This is a genomic window from Serratia sp. 506_PEND (genome assembly GCF_001076875.1).
Taxonomy (GTDB): domain Bacteria; phylum Pseudomonadota; class Gammaproteobacteria; order Enterobacterales; family Enterobacteriaceae; genus Serratia; species Serratia marcescens.
Map to the genome: position 1 here is coordinate 1 of NZ_JVEL01000217.1, position 17,500 is coordinate 17,500.

Genomic DNA, 17,500 nt, shown 5'->3' on the forward strand with positions numbered 1-17,500 from the left:
CTTACCGCTGCCTGCGCCTTGCTGTACAGCCTCACCGGCTGACGCTGTTGCAAGGAGTGATGGCGATCACAACGCGGCCCTGTTGCAACTATAGTGCAAATCGGGCCGTCCTGCGTTCAGCTCCCCTGCGGGTAAAAACGCTCGCCCTGCTGCGCCATGCGCTGCAAGCGTTCGCACGGCGCAAAGTGCTCGCCGTGCTGCTGGCGCAGGTATTCCAACGTTTTCACCACTTTTTCGGCGCCGAGCTCGTCCATATAGCGGAACGGGCCGCCGAGGAACGGCGGGAAGCCGATGCCGAACACCGCACCGATATCGCCGTCGCGCGCGCTGCGGATCACGCCTTCATCCAGGCAGCGCGCCGCTTCGTTCAGCATCATCATCACGCAGCGCTGGGCGACGGTCGCCGGCAGCATGTGCGACTTCGGCGTGACGCCGAGCAACGTATACAATGAGGTATCCGCACGTTTACGCCGCTGCCGCTGCTGCCCTTCGCTCGGGTAGAGATAGAAGCCGCGGCCGTTCTTGCGCCCCTTACGCCCGTCCTTCAGCACCGCATCGAACGCAGCCGGCGCGGCGAAACGCGGCCCCAGCGCCTCGACCAGCACGGGAATGATTTTGGTGCCAACGTCGATGCCCACTTCATCCAGCAGGGTAATCGGGCCGACCGGGAAACCGAAGTCCACCAGCGCCTTGTCCAGCGACTCCATCGGCTCGCCTTCCAGCAGGCAGCGCGCCGCTTCGTTGATGTACGGCGCCAGGATGCGGTTGACGTAAAAACCGGCGCTGTCGCCCACCACGATGGCGGTCTTGCCCTGCTTGTGCGCCAGCGCCACGCTGGTGGCGATGGTCTCTTCGCTGGTGCCGGCGTGCGGGATCACTTCCACCAGCGGCATTTTATCCACCGGGCTGAAGTAGTGCAGACCAATCACCTGCTGCGGCCGCTGGGCCTTTTCGGCGATGTGGCCGATAGGCAGCGAAGAGGTGTTGGAGGCGAACACGGTATGCGGCGCGCAGTTCGCTTCGACCTCGGCCACCATCTGCTGTTTCAGCGCCAGATCCTCAAACACCGCCTCGACCACGATATCCGCCTGCTCAAAGCCGGTGTAATCGGTAGAGCCGGAGATCAGCATCATCTGTTTTTGCCGCTCCGCCGGGCGCATGCGCTTGCTGCGTACCCGTTTGCCGAGCACATCCCAGCTGTATTTCAGCGCGTGATTGATGCCGGTTTCATTGATGTCTTTGATGCGAACCGGCAAACCGCCGCGCGTGGCGGTGACACAGGCGATGCCGCCGCCCATCAGGCCGCCGCCGAGAATGCCGACGCGATGCAGGGCATGCGGCTGAGCGTTGCCGCCCCGCTCTTTTTTCAGTGCGGTGGAGGCGAAGAACAGGCTGCGCAACGCCGCCGACTGCGGCGTCATCGCCAGCTCGCCAAAGGCGCGCGCTTCGGCCTCATAACCGCTGGCGCTGCCGTGATCCAGCCCGGTGCGCACCACCTGAATAATGCGCTCCGCCGCCGGGTAGTTGCCGTGGGTTTTCGCCAACGTTTTCTTGCGCACGATGCTGAACAGCAGATTTCTGCCCAGCGGGCCGTTGAGCAGGCGATCCTGCCACGGCAGCTCGCGCTGATGTTTCCAGCCCTGTTTCACCCGCTCGATGGCGGTCTGCAACAGGATCGACTGCGGCACGGCGTCGTCCACCAGCCCCATGCGCAGCGCCTGGCGGGCGCGAATGTGCTTGCCGGTCAGGATCATGTCCAGCGCCTTGGCGGCGCCGATCAGGCGCGGCAGGCGCTGAGTGCCGCCAGAGCCCGGCAGCAGGCCCAGTTGCACTTCCGGCAGACCGAGCGCGGTTTTGTCATCCAGCGAACAGACGCGGCCGTGGCAGGCCAGCGCCAACTCCAGGCCGCCGCCAAGGCAGGCGCCGTGGATGGCGGCCACCACCGGCACCGGGAAGGCGGCGATCTGCGCCAGCGTGCTCTGCCCTTTCTTGGCCAGCGTTTCCGCCTCTTTGGCGCTGGTGCAGGCGGCGATCATAGTGATGTCGGCGCCGGCGATAAACGAGTCCGGCTTGCCGGAAACGATCACCAGCCCTTCCAGCGCGGTATGCTGCTGCGCCCGGATCAGCACGTCATTCACCTGTTCGACGAACTCGGCCTTGAGCGTATTGACCTTGTCGCCCGGCACGTCGATGGTGATCACGCCGATATTGTCGGGGCGAATCGTCAGCTGAAAGGCCGACGGTTTGGCCCGCTGTTCGTGCAATGCGTTTTCGGCACTCATTATTCCACCTCCACGATCATCGCGGCGCCTAACCCGCCGGCGGCGCAGGCGGTGGTCAGGCCCAACCCGCCGCCGCGGCGTTTCAGCTCGCGCAGCGTCTGGGTGATCATGCGCGCGCCGGTGGCGGCGAACGGGTGGCCATAGGCGATGGAACCGCCCAAGACGTTGAATTTGTCCATGTCCACCTCGCCGATCGCCTGGCTGCGGCCAAGCTTCTCGCGGGCGAACGCTTCGCTGGCGAACATCTTCAGGTTAGCCAGCGTTTGCGCGGCGAAAGCTTCATGCATGTCGATGAGCGTCAGATCGGCCAGACCGATGCCGGCGCGATCCAACGCCAGCGGCGTAGCGTAAGAAGGCCCCAGCAGCATGTCTTCCCACACGTCGATGGCGGCGAAGGCGAAACTGCGCAGATAGCCGAGCGGCTGCAGCCCCAGCGCTTTGGCGCGCGATTCGCTCATCATCAGTACCGCCGCCGCGCCGTCTGTCAGCGGCGTGCTGTTGGCCGCGGTGACGCTGCCATGCTTGCGATCGAACGCCGGTTTCAGCTTGGCGTAAGAAGCCAGGCTGGAGTCTTTGCGGATATTGTTGTCTTCGGAAAGCTGCGCGCGGTAAGGCGGCACGTAGGCGGTCATCACCTCGTCGCGCAGCCACCCCTCCCGCCAGGCTCTGGCCGCCAGTTCGTGGGAACGGTGCGCCAGCGCATCCTGCGCTTCGCGGGTGATGCCGTGGCTTTTCGCCATCTGCTCAGCGGTATCGCCCATGCGCAGACCGGTGGAATACTCCGCCACCGCCGGCGGCACCGGCATCAGATCGCGGAATTTCAGCCGGCTGAACAGTTTGAGACGCTGCGACAGCGTGCGCGCCTTGTTGACGTCCACCAGCGTGCGCGCCAACGCCTTGCTGACCCCGATCGGCAAGACGGAAGAAGAGTCCGCCCCGCCGGCGATGCCGACGCTGATGCTGCCGGCCATGATGCTCTCCGCCACGTTGGCGATCGCCTGGAAGCTGGTGGCGCAGGCGCGCGACACGCTGTAAGCGTCGGTATGAACGCTCATGCCGGTGCCCAGCACGATTTCACGCGCGATGTTCGGCGCCTCGGGCATTTGCACCACCTGGCCGAACACCAGCTGTTCGATCAGTTGCGGATCGATGCCGCTGCGCGCCAATAGCTCGCTCACCGCCGTTTTCCCTAAATCCACCGCCGGAATGCCGTGATAGGCAGTCGCCTGTTTGGCAAAGGGGGTACGCAGTCCATTCACAATCGCAATGCGGTCACCATGACGGGTCACCAACGGCAGTGCCTTACTCATAAATGCTCCTGAAGAAAATAACGTCAGCGCAATGGGCAGAAAGAGGTCTGACCTGATGAGGTCATTGTTAACCAAACGGTTACATTTGGCAAACCGGCAGAGATCAAAACTGCGAGCAGGCGCACTTTCTATGGGGAACGAGGCGGAGAAGGAAATCCCCGGCGCGCAGCAGGCGGCGCCGGGGGTAAAGCGGGGATTAACGCAGGCCGAGCTGGAAGATCAGGGTTTCCGCCTGGCAGGCGAAGGTGAAATCGGCCTCCAACTGCACGCCGCCGTCAACCGGTTTAATGCTACTGCTGATGTCACAAGGATCGGACTCGACCGCGCGCGCCTTTTCGCTCAGGGCCGCCAGCATCGCCTCCGCATCTTGTTGATTACCGAACACCTGGCTGTAGGACGCGGTGCAATCGGTGTTATCCATCACGGTGCCGACATCCACGCAGCAACACGCGGCGGTTTCCTGGGCGCTGCATTTATTAATTGCATCTGACATGATTGGTTCTCCTCAAGGGCCTCTGTTATCAGCCCAAATTGCCGTTTCACTCACCGGCACAAAGCCACAAAATTCTGCGGGTATTTTACGCTTCCACGCCGGCAATCACTAGCACTTACTTTTACTGGGTGTTTTAAGTGATGGAAATCACAAATAAAAATGAGCATCTGCTAAGGAACGGTAAGAATTTTGTTATTTACCGCTGGCTTTTTGTTAAGCAGATCTCTTTTTTGATATCAGGTTGGAAATATTTCAAAAACAAACTTGCAACAATTTCACAGGTCAGACCTATACTTCAGCCACTGGTCTGATTTGTCTGAACGATAACGGACCCTACAATCCCGCGCTCCTTGTTACTTCGTGTAACAATAGTTTAAATAATAAACACATAATGAGGTTTTGGTCATGAGCCAGAAAAACCTATTGACTAAATCAGCTCTCGCAGCTGCAGTGGCAATTATTTCTTCAAACGTGTCTGCCGCAGGATTCCAGCTGAATGAGTTCTCATCAGCTGGTTTAGGACGTTCGTATTCTGGCGAAGGCGCCATGGCGGATACGGCGGCTTCCGCAAGCCGCAACCCGGCGTTGTTGATGATGTATACCCGCCCCGAGCTGTCCATCGGCGCAGTCTTCATCGACCCGGACGTTGACATCACCGGCAAATCGCCTTCCGGCGCCAGCCTGGACTCCAAAAATATCGCCCCTGTCGCCTGGGTGCCGAACCTGCATTATGTTCACCCGATTAACGATCAGTTCGCCGTAGGCGGCTCGGTCACCAGCAACTTCGGTTTGGCGACCGAATTCAACGACGGTTATACCGCCGGCGCTTACGGCGGTAAGACCGATCTGACTACCGTTAACCTCAACCTGAGCGGCGCCTACCGTCTGAATCAACACTTCAGCTTCGGTCTGGGCTTCGATGCGGTGTACGCCAAAGCCAAACTGGAACGTTACGCCGGTGAATTGCCGAAACTGCTTGCAGGTCAAGGCCTGCAAACCGGTAGATTAACGCCTCAGCAAGCCGGAATGATCGCTCAAATCCCTGGCGATACCCAGATTTCTCACCTGAAAGGCGATAAATGGGGTTACGGCTGGAACGCCGGCATCCTGTACGAAGTGGATGAAAACAACCGTTACGGCTTCACCTATCGCTCTGAAGTCAAAATCAAGTTCGACGGCGATTACAAGAGCAGCCTGCCAGCACAATTCAACCCTCTGACTCAATCTCTGGGCTTAGGCTTGCCTTGGGGCACCAGCGGCAGCACCATCCCGGGTTCTCTGGATCTGAACCTGCCGGAAATGTGGGAGCTGTCCGGTTACAACAAAGTGGCGCCGCAGTGGGCCATTCACTACAGCCTGGCCTATACCAGCTGGAGCCAGTTCCAGGAGTTGAGAGCCACCGGCAACAATGGTCAGACGCTGTTCGAGAAGCATGAAGGCTTCCGCGATGCCTACCGTATCGCGCTGGGCACCACCTACTTCTACGACGACAACTGGACCTTCCGGACCGGTATCGCCTTCGATGACAGCCCGGTGCCCGCCCAAAACCGTTCGATCTCCATTCCCGATCAGGACCGTTTCTGGCTGAGTGCCGGTACTACCTATGCGTTCAACAAAGACGCCTCGGTTGATGTCGGCGTGTCCTACATGCACGGCCAGAAAGTCACCATCAACGAAGGCCCTTACACCTTCAACTCGGTGGGTAAAGCCTGGCTGTACGGCGCCAACTTCAACTACCGCTTCTAATCTCGCCTGAGATGGATGCCAAAGCGCCCCCTGGGGCGCTTTTTCTTTGCCTGCCGCTTGCCGCCAGCATAAAAAAACCCGCCTGACGGCGGGTTTTCATTGGCATAATGCCCAGGATTACTGCGAGTCGATCTCGTCCAGTTCGCCCTGAATCGCCTTGGCGTTCGGGTTCTCTTCCGGCTTGAGCGAGCCGCCGTTGGCGATGAAATCGTGGCGCTGGAAGTAAGCCTCGCGCACCATGACATAAGGATCGGAAGAGTTGCGCAGCAGGCCGTCGGAATCCAGCAGTTGAGCGCGGGTTTCGATACCCTCGACCACCCATTTGCCCGCCGACATCCAGAAGGTCAGGTAGCTCAGCATCGGATACAGCGTATCCGCAAAGTCGCCGCCTTCGTCACGCAGCGTGAAGCTGCCGTAGCCCGGCAACATCACGTACGGGCCGTAACCCACATCGTAATGACCCAGCGTGCTGCCGAAGCGGTTCGGTTCTTCGCGCGCCAGTTTCGGGTTGGCCATGCCGGCCACGTCGATCAGACCGCCCATCCCAAGCAGGGTGTTCAGGAAGAAACGGTTGAAGTGGATCATCCCGCGGTAGGGATCGCCCTTGAGGAAGGCGTTGACCATGCTGGCCGGCTCTTCCAGGTTGGAGGTGAAGTTGCTGATGCCGTTACGCGCCGGCATCGGCACGTAGTCGCGCCAGGCCACCGCGACCGGACGCAGAATATAAGGATCCAGGACGTTGTAGTTGAAGTCGAACATCGTCCGGTTAAATCCTTCCAGAGGATCGGAACGCCCTTGCGGCTCATTGTCTGGCGCGCTGGCACAGCCCACCAGTAATGCCGCTGCGAATGCCACCCCAGTCAGGCGAAAGTTCATATTTTTCTCCATAAAAACACGTTCGGTCTTATTTTTCAGGGACCTGCTTGTTTATCTGAACGCTAACCTGCTCTTTACCGCTGAATGTCTGCAGCGAGCTTTCGCCGAACCAGTCCCCCGGCTGCGGCGTGGCCAATCCGTCCTGTGAGAGGCGCACACGCACCTGCACCTGATGCTGTGCCGAGAGTAGACGCTCGGGCATCATGGCGTTGCTGTCGTCCAGAGAGAAAGACAGCGGAAAACGGCTCAACGGCAATTGTTTTACCGCGACCGGCACCGGGCTGACGCCGTCGGTCACCGAGATAACCAGCGTCCCCTGCGGCGGCATGGCTTTCGCCGCCTGCGGTGACAGTGAAACAGTCACATTCAGTTTAACAGTTTCTCCGCCGGCCTGGGCTTTTGCTTGTGCAATACTGCGCTTTATCACTTCCGCGCGCGGATCGTTGGCCGGCAGCAGCTGCAGCATCACTTGCCAGGCGCCGATCGCCTGTTTGAAATCGCCCTGTTCGAAGGCATTGAACGCCAGCAGGCTCAGCACCCGCGGATCGCTGTGGTTTTCCGCGATCATGCGCCGCAACAGCTGCGTCGCCTGCTTGTTATCCTCCGGATCGTTGGATCGCGTCAAGACCTCGGCATAGCCGAGCCGCACTTCCAGACTATTCGGATCCAATTGATAAGCATGAGCAAAGGCCTGCGTGGCGGTAGTGGCATTGTTCAACGCCATGCCGACGCGCCCCAGCATCATCCAGTCGTTGATATTGCGATCGTCCTGCTGCAGCGCGGTGCGCAGCCCCAACCCGAGACGGGCAATCTCTTCCATGCTCAGCGGTTTGGCGCGCTCATTGGCGACGCGCTCGCGCAATTCCGGCATTTGCGCCTGCACCAGGCGCCAGTCCAGCACCTGCGCCAGCCCGCCGGTTTTCAGATAAAAGCCAACGGTCACCGCCAGCAATAGCAGCACGCCCGGCACCAGCGCCCAGCGGTTGATCGGCTTCGCCTGCGCCATCTGCTCGGCCGGGATGTCGTTCAACAGGTTCTGTTGCAGCTCTTTGACCAGTTCCGGACGCTCGGCTACCACGCCCTGCTGCTCATCCTGCTCCAACTCGCTGAGGCGATCCTGATAAAACGCCTTGTTCAACGCATCGCGCGTGGCGGCGCTCTGCTTGCCGTGGCGCATCGCCGGCACCACCAGCAACGCGGCGGCGCCGGTCAGCAACACGCAAATAATCAGCCAAAAAGCCATTAGGGTTTCTTCCTGTCAGTCTCTTGCAACAGCGCCGCCAGGCGCTGCCGTTCCCGTTCGGAGAATGCATCGTCCACCGCCGCGTCGGGCTTGCGACGGGTGCGCAGGATCACCACCGCCCCGCCGATCAATACGAACAGCAGCGGGCCGATCCACAAGATCAGCGTCGCCGGCGTTACCGGCGGCTCGTAGGTGACGAAGTTGCCATAACGCGCCACCATGTAATCGATGATCTGCTGCTTGCTTTGCCCCTGCATCATCAGCTCGTACACCTTGGTGCGCATGTCGGCGGCGATAATGGCGTTGGAATCGGCAATGCTGTTGTTCTGGCATTTCGGGCAGCGCAGCTGTTCGGTCAACTCGCGATACTGCTGCTCCTGCTCGACGGAGTTGAAGCGATAGGTATCGATCGCCGCGGCGGCGCTCCAGCTCAGCAGCGCGGCGCACAGCAGAACAATCAACCTCATGCCTCACCCCCGTACTTTTTATACAACGGCAGCACTTCCTGCTGCCAGACGCGCTCATTCATGTCGCCGGCGTGGCGATAGCGAATGATCCCCTGGCCGTCGATAAGGAAGGTCTCAGGCGCGCCGTACACCCCGAGATCCAACCCCAGCATGCCGTCACCGTCGTACAGGCTGAGCGCATAGGGATTGCCCAGGGAATTCAGCCAGGCCACCGCCTTGGCGCGATCGTCTTTATAGTTCAGGCCGACCACCCGTACGCCGCGCGCCGCCAGCGTATTGAGATACTGATGTTCCGCGCGGCAGGTCGGGCACCAGGTGGCCCAGACGTTGAGCAAGATCGGCTTGCCGTCGCGCAGCACCGCCTGATCGTAGGTTTTGCCGGGCTGATCCAGCGATTCCAGCTTGAAGGTCGGCACCGGTTTGCCGATCAGCGCCGACTCCAGCATGGTCGGATCTTCGCCGCCCGCGTTGCGCGTCAGCTGCACCATCAGGGCCGCCACCAACAGCAGGAAAAGTATCAATGGGATAAACAGCAGCTTACGCTTCATGATTGCGCCTCCAGCTTGCCTTCGCGCTTGAGCTTTTTGCTCATGCGATAACGCGGGTCGAGAATGCACAGCAGGCCGCCGATCGCCATAAAGACGCCGCCGAACCAGATCCAGCGCACGAAGGGTTTGTAATACAGACGCACCGCCCAGGATCCGTCTTCCAGCTCCTCGCCCAGCGCCGCGTACAGATCGCGGCTGAACCCGCCGTCGATCGCCGCCTCGGTCATCATGCTGCGCGCCACGCTGTAGTAGCGTTTCTCCGCATGCAGCGTCGCCTCCGGCTTGCCGTTGCGCGTCACGTCGATGATGCCGACGCCGCCGCTGTAGTTCGGGCCGCGAATGTCGTGCACGTCGCGGAACACGAAGTGATAATTGTGGATATCCACGCTGTCGCCGGCCTTCATCCGCACGTCGCGCTCCACGCTGTAGTTCTGGCTGAAGGCGATGCCGATCACCGTCACCGCCACGCCGAGGTGGCCGAGCACCATGCCCCAATGGCTGCGAGACAGCTGCCGCAGACCGCGCCAGAAACCGTGGCGGTGGGTGGCGCGCTCATGCAGCTCCATCAGCGTCAGGATGATCACCCACAGCGCCATGATCAGGCCCACCACCGTCATGCCGGCGATGCTGTCCTGCAGCAGCCACGGCAGCAGAATCGACAGCACCAGCGTCACCAGCAGCGCCACGCCGAGGCGGCGCCACAGCTTGCGCGGCTCATCGCGGCGCCAGCGCACCAGCGGCCCGATACCCAACAGCAGCGCCAATGGCGCCATCAGCCAGGTGAACATGGTGTTGAAGAACGGCTCGCCGATCGAAATGCTGCCCAGCCCCAACTGTTTGTGCACCAGCGGCAGCAGCGTGCCCAACAGCACCACCAGCATGGCGGCGATCAGCAACACGTTATTGCCCAGCAGGAAGGTCTCGCGCGAGAAAGTCTCGTGCTGCACCCGGCTGCGCACCTGGCCGCCCTTGACCGCGTACAGCAGCAGCGAACCGCCGATGACGATCACCAGATAGGCGAGAATAAACATGCCGCGCGCCGGATCGGAGGCGAAGGAGTGCACCGAGACCAGCACGCCGGAGCGCACCAGGAAGGTGCCCAGCAGGCACAGCGAGAAGGCGGTGATCGCCAGCAGCACCGTCCAGGCTTTGAACGTGCCGCGTTTTTCGGTCACCGCCAGCGAATGCATCAGCGCGGTGCCGGCCAGCCACGGCATAAAGGAGGCGTTCTCTACCGGATCCCAGAACCACCAACCGCCCCAGCCCAACTCATAGTAGGCCCAGGCCGATCCGAGCACGATGCCCAGCGTGAGGAACACCCAGGCGGCGGTAGTCCACGGGCGTGACCAGCGCGCCCAGGCGGTGTCGAGCCGGCCGGCCATCAGCGAGGCGATGGCGAACGCGAAGGCGACCGAGAAGCCGACATAGCCCATGTACAGCAGCGGCGGGTGGAAGATCAGGCCGATATCCTGCAGCAGCGGGTTGAGATCGCTGCCGTCGATCGGGAAGTTCGGCAGCGTGCGGGTGAACGGATTGGAGGTCATGATGATGAACAGCAGGAAGCCGGCGGTGATCATCCCCATCACCGACAGCACCCGCGCCACCGCGTCCTGCGGCATCGCCCGGCTGCACAACGCCACCGCCAGCGACCAGCAGCTCAGCAGCAGCACCCACAGCAGCAGCGAACCTTCGTGCGCCCCCCAGGTGGCGGCGATGCGGTAATACACCGGCAGTTGGGTATTGGAGTTGGTGGCCACGTAGGCGACGGTAAAGTCATTGACCACGAAGGCATGCACCAGGCACAGGAACGCCAGCGCAATCGCGGCGAACATGCCATAGGTCAGCGGGCGGGCCACCGCCATCATGCGGCTGTCCTGTCGCGCCGCGCCCCACTGCGGGTAAATGCTCAGCAGCAGCGCGATCGCCAGCGCCAGGCACAGCAGAAAACTGCCCAGTTCCGGCATCATGACTTGGCGCCCTCCGCCTGCGGCGCGTTATACGCTTCCGCCGGCCCTTTGTGATTCTCTTTCATCGCGTCGGCCACTTCCGGCGGTGTGTATTTCTCGTCGTGCTTGGCCAGCACTTCACGCGCGTTGACCACGTTGCCCTCGCCCAGCACGCCCTGCGCCACCACGCCCTGCCCTTCGCGGAACAGGTCCGGCAGAATGCCGGTGTAGGTCACGCCGATCGCGCCGCGCGCGTCGTAAATCTTGAAGCTGACCTGCAGCGTATTGGGATCGCGTTTCACCGAGCCCGGCATCACCATGCCGCCGATGCGCAGCCGTTGGCCGACCTCGGGCTTCTTATGATTTTCGCCCTTGCCCTGCAGGATCTCACCCGGGGTATAGAACAGATCGATGTTGGAGCGCAGCGCGTACAGCATCAGGGTCGCGGTCAGCGCAATGCCGATCAGCACAACGATCGCCAGATAAAGGCGGCTTTTACGACGTGGATTCACAATGATTTCTCCCGCGGTGCGGCGGATTTTTGTTTTGATTGTTGCGCATGGCGAATGCGCCGCTCGCGCGCCTGACGGCGGCCGATCTCGGCGAGCAACTGCCGCCGCTGCCAGACGGTGTGCGCCACCAGCCCCAACAGCGAAATCAGCGTGGCGGCGACCGCCAGCCAGACATAGAAGGCATAACCGCCCATGGCGAAAAACGCCGGCCAGGAATCGAATGCGGCATTCATGACTGACGCTCCTTGTTCACCAGCCCGGCGACCCACGGGCGCTGGCGCTCCTGGAACAGGATCAGATTGCGCAGGCGCATCAGCGTCAGCGTGACGAACAACAGCAGGTAGCCGAGGATCGCCCAGCGCAGCGGGGTGCGCATGCTGGGCGCGATGGATTGCTGCATGTTGGTCGAGCCCTGATGCAGCGTGTTCCACCATTCGACGGAGAAATGGATGATCGGAATGTTCACCACGCCCACCAGCACCAGAATGCCGGCGGCCCGGCCCGCCAGGCGGCGGTCTTCGAAAGCGTTATACAGCGCGATGACGCCCATATAAAGGAACAGCAGCACCAGCTCGGAGGTCAGCCGCGCATCCCATACCCACCAGGTGCCCCACATCGGCTTGCCCCAGGCGGAGCCGGTCACCAGCGCGATAAAGGTGAACACCGCGCCGATCGGCGCCATCGCCGCCACCACGGTATCGGACATTTTCATCTGCCACACCAGGCCGATAAACGCCGCCACCGCCATCGAGGCATAGATGCCCATCGACCACATGGCCGCCGGCACGTGAATATAAATGATGCGGAAGCTGTCGCCCTGCTGATAATCCTTCGGCGCGAAGCCAAAGCCCCATGCCCAGCCAAGCAGCAGGCAGGCCGCCGCCGCCAGCCCCAGCCAGGGGATAAAGCGGCCGCAGACGTGATACAGCCGTTCAGGCCGCGCCAGTTGATGTAACCATTTCCACATTGTCGTCAGTGCTCACGGTAATTTTTATGCGTCGGCCGCCTCGAGCTTTCGAAACGGCGAAAATCTTCTGCGGGGTACGCTCTTGCCGGCCTTGCCCCGTCTGTTCATTCAATTTGTTAGCTAGTGCACGCTCACTCGCAGCGCCGCTGCGGCGGCAAACGGCGCCAATGTCACGCTGCCCGCCAGCATCGCGCCGAGTATCGCCAGGTAACCGTCGATCGGCATGCCCATCGCGGCGGCGTCGATCGCGCCGGTGGCGAAGATCAGCACCGGGATATACAGCGGCAGCACCAGCAGGCTGAGCAGCACGCCCCCTTTGCGCAGGCCGACGGTCAGCCCCACGCCGATAGCGCCGATCAGGCTCAGCGTCGGCGTGCCGAGCAGCAGCGTACCCGCCACCGCCAGCCAGGTTTGCATATCAAGCGACAACAGCAGCGCCACCAGCGGCGACAGGATCAGCAGCGGCAATCCCGTCACGACCCAGTGAGCACACACTTTGCCCAGCACCGTCATCGGCAGCGGCGTCGGCAGCAGCAACATCTGCTCCAGCGAGCCATCGAGAAAATCGTCGCGAAACAGCCGCTCCAGCGACAGCAGCGAGGCCAACAGCGCCGCCACCCATACGATGCCCGGCGCAATGCGCGCCAGCAGCTGCGGCTCCGGGCCAATCCCCAACGGGAACAGCGTGATCACAATCAGGAAAAACCACAGCGGGTTGACGATCTCCGAACCTTTACGGCAGGCGATTTTCAGTTCGCGACGCACCAGGGTCAAAAACATCACAAACTCCCCGCGTCGTGTTCCGCCAAACGAATTTTGCCCACCGTTTGGCTGACGCCGGCCAAATCCTGATGGGTGGTCAACAATACCATGCCGCCCCGCTGCGCATGTTGCTCAAAAAGGCTAATCAACTCGGCCACGCCCTGTTTATCGATCGCCGTTAGCGGCTCATCGAGGATCCACAGCGGCGCCGCGCTGAGCCACAGGCGCGCCAACGCCACGCGCCGCTGCTGCCCGGCGGAAAGCTGCGCCACCGGCAGATCTTCGTAGCCCACCAACCCCACCTGCTCCAGCGCGCGCCAGATAGCCTGATGCTCGACCGCGCCGCGCACCGCCTGATAAAACTGCAGGTTTTCGAAGGGTGTCAATACGGCTTTTATGCCCGGTTGATGGCCGATAAACAGCAAATCTTGCTGGTAATCCGCGCGAGCGCGCAGCGTGTCACGCCCGCGCCAGCACACCTCACCGCCGTCCGGCCGCGCCAGACCGGCGAGGATGCGCAGCAAACTGGTCTTGCCCGCGCCGTTCGGCCCCTCTACCTGAATGATATCGCCCGGCTGAACTGAAAAGCTTAGCTCGCTAAACAGGATGCGCTCATCGCGCACGCAACTCAGACTTTTGGCTTCCAGCATCGGGGAACTCATATTTTTCTTTGGGATAGCGAATCATAGCATAAGCCTTTCCCCACACGCAGCCTGCGGCGGGCGCGCCGAGGGGCCAATATGGCGAGCAGGATCAAGAATGCGCGGAAAAAACCGGCGGATTTTAACTCTTGTTACCTTTTTCTGTATTTCGCCGCATTTAGGCCGGGCAACTACGCTTAATGACGTGACCTCACCCTTATTGAGCAGGAGCGACAGCATGAACGAACAGCAACGCCAGGAGCACGAGCCGGATGAGACAATGCAGGTAGAGAGCGAAGAGCAGGAACAGGGCAAGCGCGAAATCGAAGTCAGGGAAGAGAATCTGCCGTCGCGCGCGGCGGCGGTGCATGAACAGATCCGAATGGAAGGCGAAAAAGAGCTGGAGCGCGATGGGCTGGCGCTGCTGTGGTCGGCGATCGCCGCCGGGCTGTCGATGGGCGCCTCGCTGGCGGCGAAAGGCATTTTCCACGCCCGCTTGCCGGACGATCCCAGCCGCTTTTTCATCGAAAACCTCGGCTACACCTTCGGTTTTATCATTGTCATCATGGCGCGCCAGCAGCTGTTTACCGAAAACACCGTCACGGCGGTCTTGCCCATCATGCACAAACCCACGCCGCGCAACCTGCTGATCCTGCTGCGCCTGTGGGGCGTGGTGCTGCTCGGCAACCTGATCGGCACCGCGCTGGCGGCGCTGGCGTTTACCCATATGCCGCTGTTCGACGCCGAAACGCGCCGCGCCTTCATCAGCCTGGGCGAAGAGGTGATGCGCCATACGCCGGGAGAAATGTTCGCCAACGGCATCCTGGCCGGCTGGATCATCGCCACCATGGTATGGATGTTCCCGGCCGCCGGCGCGGCGAAAATCTGGGTGATCGTGTTGATGACCTACCTGGTGGCGATTTGCGATCTGACCCATATCGTGGTCGGTTCGGTAGAGATCCTCTATCTGGTGTTCAACGGCGCGATTGGGTGGCAGGAATTCGTCTATCCGTTCGCCCTGCCGACGCTGGCGGGCAACATCATCGGCGGCACCTTTATCTTTGCGTTGATAAGCCATGCGCAGATCCGCAACGATTTGAGCGCCCAAAAACGGGCGGCGCGTCAGCAACAGGAAAAACGGCGCCACGGCGGGGAAAAACCGTGATCGCCGTCGGTTAGGCGAGGAAATTTCGGCGCTAACTGGCGAGGTATTGAGCAAACGCGCCGCTAAGCGCTTATTCTGCGGGTAAAAAAAGGTATAATGCCCCGGCAGCTTCGGTTGCCAGCCCGCAGCGTCCCCGTAGTTAAACGGATATAACAAGCCCCTCCTAAGGGCTAGTTACTGGTTCGATTCCAGTCGGGGACACCATTATTTATTATCAAGCCATTCCCCATCATCGGCACCCGCAATCCCCCTTCTCCACGCCTCAGACCCGATTTCCTCCGCGCGTTATGATTGGCATTAATTGAAAAACTTGATATCCGTCGGCGTAGAAATCGTCGCCGCCTCACCTTTGGCCTTCAACTCCCCCGTCTCATCATCGAAATCGAACAGCGTAACGGTATTGGTGAACACGTTCGTGACATAAAGATGGTTGCCGGTGGCATCGAAAGCGAGCGCACGCGGCTCAATGCCGCCGGCCTCATAGCGCGTCGTCTCCCCTGGCAGCCCATCCCCACCAATTTTTAATACCAGCAAATGGTTATCGGCACCGCGATTGGTGGCAATAAGATATCTGCCGCTCGGGCTGAGGATAATGGCTCCGCCGCTTTTCGCCTCCGCGGAATCCTGCCCGCCGTTCAGTTTCACTTTTCCTTGTAGCGTCAATCGATGGTCGCTGACGGTAAACGCCTCGATTTCACCCGCCATTTCGGTGATGACATAGGCATACTCGCCTTTCGGCGAGAACACCATGTGCCTTGGGCCGGCGCCTGGCGCAAAGCTGACATCGCGCGATGCATCCGCCTGCAACGGCTGTGCGCTATCCGAGCGATAGCGATAGGCGTGCAGCTTGTCCCCGCCGAGATCCGCCGCATACAGATATTTACCATCGCGGCTGAAGGTGGTTGAGTGCGCATGGCCCCCTTCCTGGCGCCCCTGCACGGCGCCAGAACCTGATATAAACGGATAATGCTGCACCCGTTCACCCAGTTTGCCGTCACTGCCAATTGGCAATACCGTCATCCCCGCGCCGCCTTTGGCGACGGAGTAGTTGGCGACAAACAGAAACTTGCCATCCGGACTGAGGGTGGCGTGCGTCGGCTGCTGGCCCGCACTGTTCACCGTATTCAGCACCCGCACGCTGCCAGCGTCGTCTATTGCCAAGGCGGTCACCGTTCCCGCGTTCTCCTCATTGGTGGCATAGGCGAAACGGCCATCGCGAGATTTTACGATCCACGATGGGCTTTTCATTTTAACCACGTCGAGCAGCGTTAACGTGCCGTCGCCATTAACCGTCAGGCGATAGAGCCCTTCACTGGGTCTTGCCGGTTTCTGCACCGCAGGCGCATCCGGAATATGGGTCCAGGTACCGACTAACGCTATTTGCTGATGTTCCCGATTATTGGCCATCGCATTTCCTGAAAACATGAGAAAAATTAACACCGCAGTTAATTGAATGGCCTGCCGGCCTAAGCCGGCAACGATTGTTCGGCCAGGTGCAGACAATATAGAAGATAGCATAAAGCGAGTTTGACGCCGCTTATTAATCGAGTCGAGAGGTTTTTCTCTATTCATGATGTTTTCTTGCCTCATCACTATGTCACAGGAATAAGTATATCGACATTGACAACCTTCCCATTTAAATCCTCTTGCCTGTATAACTCTATAAAAAAGCTCTCCCGCATTTTGACATTGATAGCAGGCAGATAAGCGTCATACATTACATCGAAAAAGTCAATATATTCTGACAACTCCCCCGTAAAGGGAATGACAATATATTTACCCATAGGGATATAGAAGTTAAAAATGGAATGAAAAACCTCTTGCCCCTTACTGTTGGAATGCCATTTATTACTCCTTTTCTTTTCCACATTACATGCCCCCCGCTGCTTGCTTAACCATTTCTCATTGGTCTGGGCAATGTCGCCGGCATCTCTGAATTTTCTTATAGAATGAAAAATCAGCGATTTGTAATGCTTTAACATCTCAATGTCATCCGGCATGACCGTGTGGTAGAAATAGGGTTTCTTATCGTTGCCATACGGGGGGATCTGCGTGGAAAAATCCCACCCCCGGCTGTTTCTAAAGCTGTTGGGCGTTTCGCCAAAGAAACGTTTGAATGCCCGCGTGTAACATTGCTGAGAGGCAAACCCGGATGCCAGGGCGACATCCAATATGTTCCCTTGGTGCTGTTTGAGCAGAATAGCAGAGCGACTCAGTTTTCTATTCCTTATATAAGTCCCTAGCGTTATACCAAAATAATGCTTAAACAGCCGTTGCAAATGCCATTTAGAGTAACCTGAGATAATGGAAACCTTTTCAACTGACAGCCCCTCGACAATATTCTTTTCCATATATTCCAATACCTGCAAAAGAATATCTTTTCTGTAATCCATATGTGCTCCTTGCTTTTATAAGATTCGCGTCCTTTTTATTAAAATCGTTAACCAACCAAACCAAGTCATTAAGATTAATCCTAAAAAAAACCAGCCTGTCAATTCATTTTTTTCGGCATAGGAAAAACTATCGCATAAATAACTGAAAA

Annotated in this window: 17 protein-coding genes and 1 tRNA gene; 3 read left to right on the plus strand and 15 right to left on the minus strand. The window is 59.7% G+C overall.

Features of this window, described 5'->3' with window-relative positions; genetic code table 11:
- Positions 1-116: 116 nt before the first annotated feature.
- The 3 genes from fadJ to ADK28_RS05310 form a co-directional block, all read right to left on the minus strand.
- Positions 117-2,282: a fatty acid oxidation complex subunit alpha FadJ gene (fadJ, locus tag ADK28_RS05300; protein ID WP_048795084.1), complete on the minus strand. Its 2,166-nt coding sequence runs from the start codon at positions 2,280-2,282 to the stop codon at positions 117-119.
- Positions 2,282-3,592 (minus strand): acetyl-CoA C-acyltransferase FadI, encoded by a 1,311-nt coding sequence (gene fadI / locus ADK28_RS05305; RefSeq protein ID WP_033639749.1) that lies wholly within the window; start codon positions 3,590-3,592, stop codon positions 2,282-2,284. Before fadI ends, fadJ begins: the two co-directional genes overlap by 1 nt.
- A 196-nt stretch (positions 3,593-3,788) precedes the next feature.
- Positions 3,789-4,085: a YfcZ/YiiS family protein gene (locus ADK28_RS05310; protein WP_072270911.1), complete on the minus strand. Its 297-nt coding sequence runs from the start codon at positions 4,083-4,085 to the stop codon at positions 3,789-3,791.
- Positions 4,086-4,490: 405 nt separating this feature from the next.
- Here ADK28_RS05310 and fadL point away from each other — a divergent pair, with 405 nt between their 5' ends.
- Positions 4,491-5,831 (plus strand): long-chain fatty acid transporter FadL, encoded by a 1,341-nt coding sequence (gene fadL / locus ADK28_RS05315; protein ID WP_033639747.1) that lies wholly within the window; start codon positions 4,491-4,493, stop codon positions 5,829-5,831.
- 117 nt (positions 5,832-5,948) lie between these two features.
- Here the strand turns inward: fadL and mlaA are convergent, their stop codons facing one another.
- The 10 genes from mlaA to ccmA all read right to left on the minus strand — a co-directional run bounded on the left by mlaA (position 5,949) and on the right by ccmA (position 13,802).
- Positions 5,949-6,707 (minus strand): phospholipid-binding lipoprotein MlaA, encoded by a 759-nt coding sequence (gene mlaA / locus ADK28_RS05320; protein ID WP_033639746.1) that lies wholly within the window; start codon positions 6,705-6,707, stop codon positions 5,949-5,951.
- A gap of 28 nt (positions 6,708-6,735) precedes the next feature.
- Entirely contained in the window at positions 6,736-7,950 is a 1,215-nt protein-coding gene (ccmI, locus tag ADK28_RS05325) for a c-type cytochrome biogenesis protein CcmI (protein WP_048795085.1), read from the minus strand.
- Positions 7,950-8,417 carry a cytochrome c-type biogenesis protein gene (locus ADK28_RS05330; protein WP_015378622.1) on the minus strand — a complete coding sequence of 156 codons (468 nt, stop codon included), beginning with the start codon at positions 8,415-8,417 and terminating at the stop codon, positions 7,950-7,952. Before ADK28_RS05330 ends, ccmI begins: the two co-directional genes overlap by 1 nt.
- Entirely contained in the window at positions 8,414-8,965 is a 552-nt protein-coding gene (locus tag ADK28_RS05335; protein WP_016926842.1) for a DsbE family thiol:disulfide interchange protein, read from the minus strand. Before ADK28_RS05335 ends, ADK28_RS05330 begins: the two co-directional genes overlap by 4 nt.
- On the minus strand, positions 8,962-10,932 hold the full coding sequence (locus ADK28_RS05340) for a heme lyase CcmF/NrfE family subunit (protein WP_016926841.1): 1,971 nt from the start codon (positions 10,930-10,932) through the stop codon (positions 8,962-8,964). The genes ADK28_RS05335 and ADK28_RS05340 overlap by 4 nt, the downstream gene beginning before the upstream one ends.
- Positions 10,929-11,423: a cytochrome c maturation protein CcmE gene (gene ccmE, locus ADK28_RS05345; protein ID WP_048795086.1), complete on the minus strand. Its 495-nt coding sequence runs from the start codon at positions 11,421-11,423 to the stop codon at positions 10,929-10,931. Before ccmE ends, ADK28_RS05340 begins: the two co-directional genes overlap by 4 nt.
- A complete protein-coding gene (gene ccmD, locus ADK28_RS05350) occupies positions 11,420-11,656 on the minus strand; it encodes a heme exporter protein CcmD (protein ID WP_016926840.1) in 237 nt (78 codons plus the stop codon). Before ccmD ends, ccmE begins: the two co-directional genes overlap by 4 nt.
- Positions 11,653-12,390 carry a heme ABC transporter permease gene (locus tag ADK28_RS05355; RefSeq protein WP_004936270.1) on the minus strand — a complete coding sequence of 246 codons (738 nt, stop codon included), beginning with the start codon at positions 12,388-12,390 and terminating at the stop codon, positions 11,653-11,655. Before ADK28_RS05355 ends, ccmD begins: the two co-directional genes overlap by 4 nt.
- A gap of 120 nt (positions 12,391-12,510) precedes the next feature.
- Positions 12,511-13,170 carry a heme exporter protein CcmB gene (ccmB, locus tag ADK28_RS05360; RefSeq protein ID WP_048795087.1) on the minus strand — a complete coding sequence of 220 codons (660 nt, stop codon included), beginning with the start codon at positions 13,168-13,170 and terminating at the stop codon, positions 12,511-12,513.
- Entirely contained in the window at positions 13,170-13,802 is a 633-nt protein-coding gene (gene ccmA / locus ADK28_RS05365) for a cytochrome c biogenesis heme-transporting ATPase CcmA (RefSeq protein WP_048795088.1), read from the minus strand. The genes ccmB and ccmA overlap by 1 nt, the downstream gene beginning before the upstream one ends.
- Before the next feature lie 229 nt (positions 13,803-14,031).
- Here ccmA and ADK28_RS05370 point away from each other — a divergent pair, with 229 nt between their 5' ends.
- Together ADK28_RS05370 and ADK28_RS05375 are read left to right on the plus strand one after the other, a co-directional pair.
- Complete coding sequence (locus ADK28_RS05370; protein WP_033639739.1) at positions 14,032-14,958, plus strand: formate/nitrite transporter family protein; 927 nt, start codon at positions 14,032-14,034, stop codon at positions 14,956-14,958.
- 129 nt (positions 14,959-15,087) lie between these two features.
- Positions 15,088-15,162 (plus strand) — tRNA-Arg (locus ADK28_RS05375).
- Positions 15,163-15,255: 93 nt separating this feature from the next.
- Here the strand turns inward: ADK28_RS05375 and ADK28_RS05380 are convergent.
- Together ADK28_RS05380 and ADK28_RS05385 are read right to left on the minus strand one after the other, a co-directional pair.
- Positions 15,256-16,530 carry a lactonase family protein gene (locus ADK28_RS05380; protein WP_239686208.1) on the minus strand — a complete coding sequence of 425 codons (1,275 nt, stop codon included), beginning with the start codon at positions 16,528-16,530 and terminating at the stop codon, positions 15,256-15,258.
- A gap of 20 nt (positions 16,531-16,550) precedes the next feature.
- Positions 16,551-17,351: a helix-turn-helix domain-containing protein gene (locus ADK28_RS05385; protein WP_016926835.1), complete on the minus strand. Its 801-nt coding sequence runs from the start codon at positions 17,349-17,351 to the stop codon at positions 16,551-16,553.
- Between the last annotated feature and the right edge of the window lie 149 nt (positions 17,352-17,500).

Excerpts from the sequence above, each read along its gene's own strand:
- fadJ (WP_048795084.1), bottom strand. The coding sequence starts at position 2,282 with ATGAGTGCCGAAAACGCATTGCACGAACAGCGGGCCAAACCGTCGGCC.
- fadI (WP_033639749.1), bottom strand. The coding sequence starts at position 3,592 with ATGAGTAAGGCACTGCCGTTGGTGACCCGTCATGGTGACCGCATTGCG.
- ADK28_RS05310 (WP_072270911.1), bottom strand. The coding sequence starts at position 4,085 with ATGTCAGATGCAATTAATAAATGCAGCGCCCAGGAAACCGCCGCGTGT.
- fadL (WP_033639747.1), top strand. The coding sequence starts at position 4,491 with ATGAGCCAGAAAAACCTATTGACTAAATCAGCTCTCGCAGCTGCAGTG.
- mlaA (WP_033639746.1), bottom strand. The coding sequence starts at position 6,707 with ATGAACTTTCGCCTGACTGGGGTGGCATTCGCAGCGGCATTACTGGTG.
- ccmI (WP_048795085.1), bottom strand. The coding sequence starts at position 7,950 with ATGGCTTTTTGGCTGATTATTTGCGTGTTGCTGACCGGCGCCGCCGCG.
- ADK28_RS05330 (WP_015378622.1), bottom strand. The coding sequence starts at position 8,417 with ATGAGGTTGATTGTTCTGCTGTGCGCCGCGCTGCTGAGCTGGAGCGCC.
- ADK28_RS05335 (WP_016926842.1), bottom strand. The coding sequence starts at position 8,965 with ATGAAGCGTAAGCTGCTGTTTATCCCATTGATACTTTTCCTGCTGTTG.
- ADK28_RS05340 (WP_016926841.1), bottom strand. The coding sequence starts at position 10,932 with ATGATGCCGGAACTGGGCAGTTTTCTGCTGTGCCTGGCGCTGGCGATC.
- ccmD (WP_016926840.1), bottom strand. The coding sequence starts at position 11,656 with ATGAATGCCGCATTCGATTCCTGGCCGGCGTTTTTCGCCATGGGCGGT.
- ADK28_RS05355 (WP_004936270.1), bottom strand. The coding sequence starts at position 12,390 with ATGTGGAAATGGTTACATCAACTGGCGCGGCCTGAACGGCTGTATCAC.
- ccmB (WP_048795087.1), bottom strand. The coding sequence starts at position 13,170 with ATGTTTTTGACCCTGGTGCGTCGCGAACTGAAAATCGCCTGCCGTAAA.
- ccmA (WP_048795088.1), bottom strand. The coding sequence starts at position 13,802 with ATGCTGGAAGCCAAAAGTCTGAGTTGCGTGCGCGATGAGCGCATCCTG.
- ADK28_RS05370 (WP_033639739.1), top strand. The coding sequence starts at position 14,032 with ATGAACGAACAGCAACGCCAGGAGCACGAGCCGGATGAGACAATGCAG.
- ADK28_RS05380 (WP_239686208.1), bottom strand. The coding sequence starts at position 16,530 with ATGAATAGAGAAAAACCTCTCGACTCGATTAATAAGCGGCGTCAAACT.
- ADK28_RS05385 (WP_016926835.1), bottom strand. The coding sequence starts at position 17,351 with ATGGATTACAGAAAAGATATTCTTTTGCAGGTATTGGAATATATGGAA.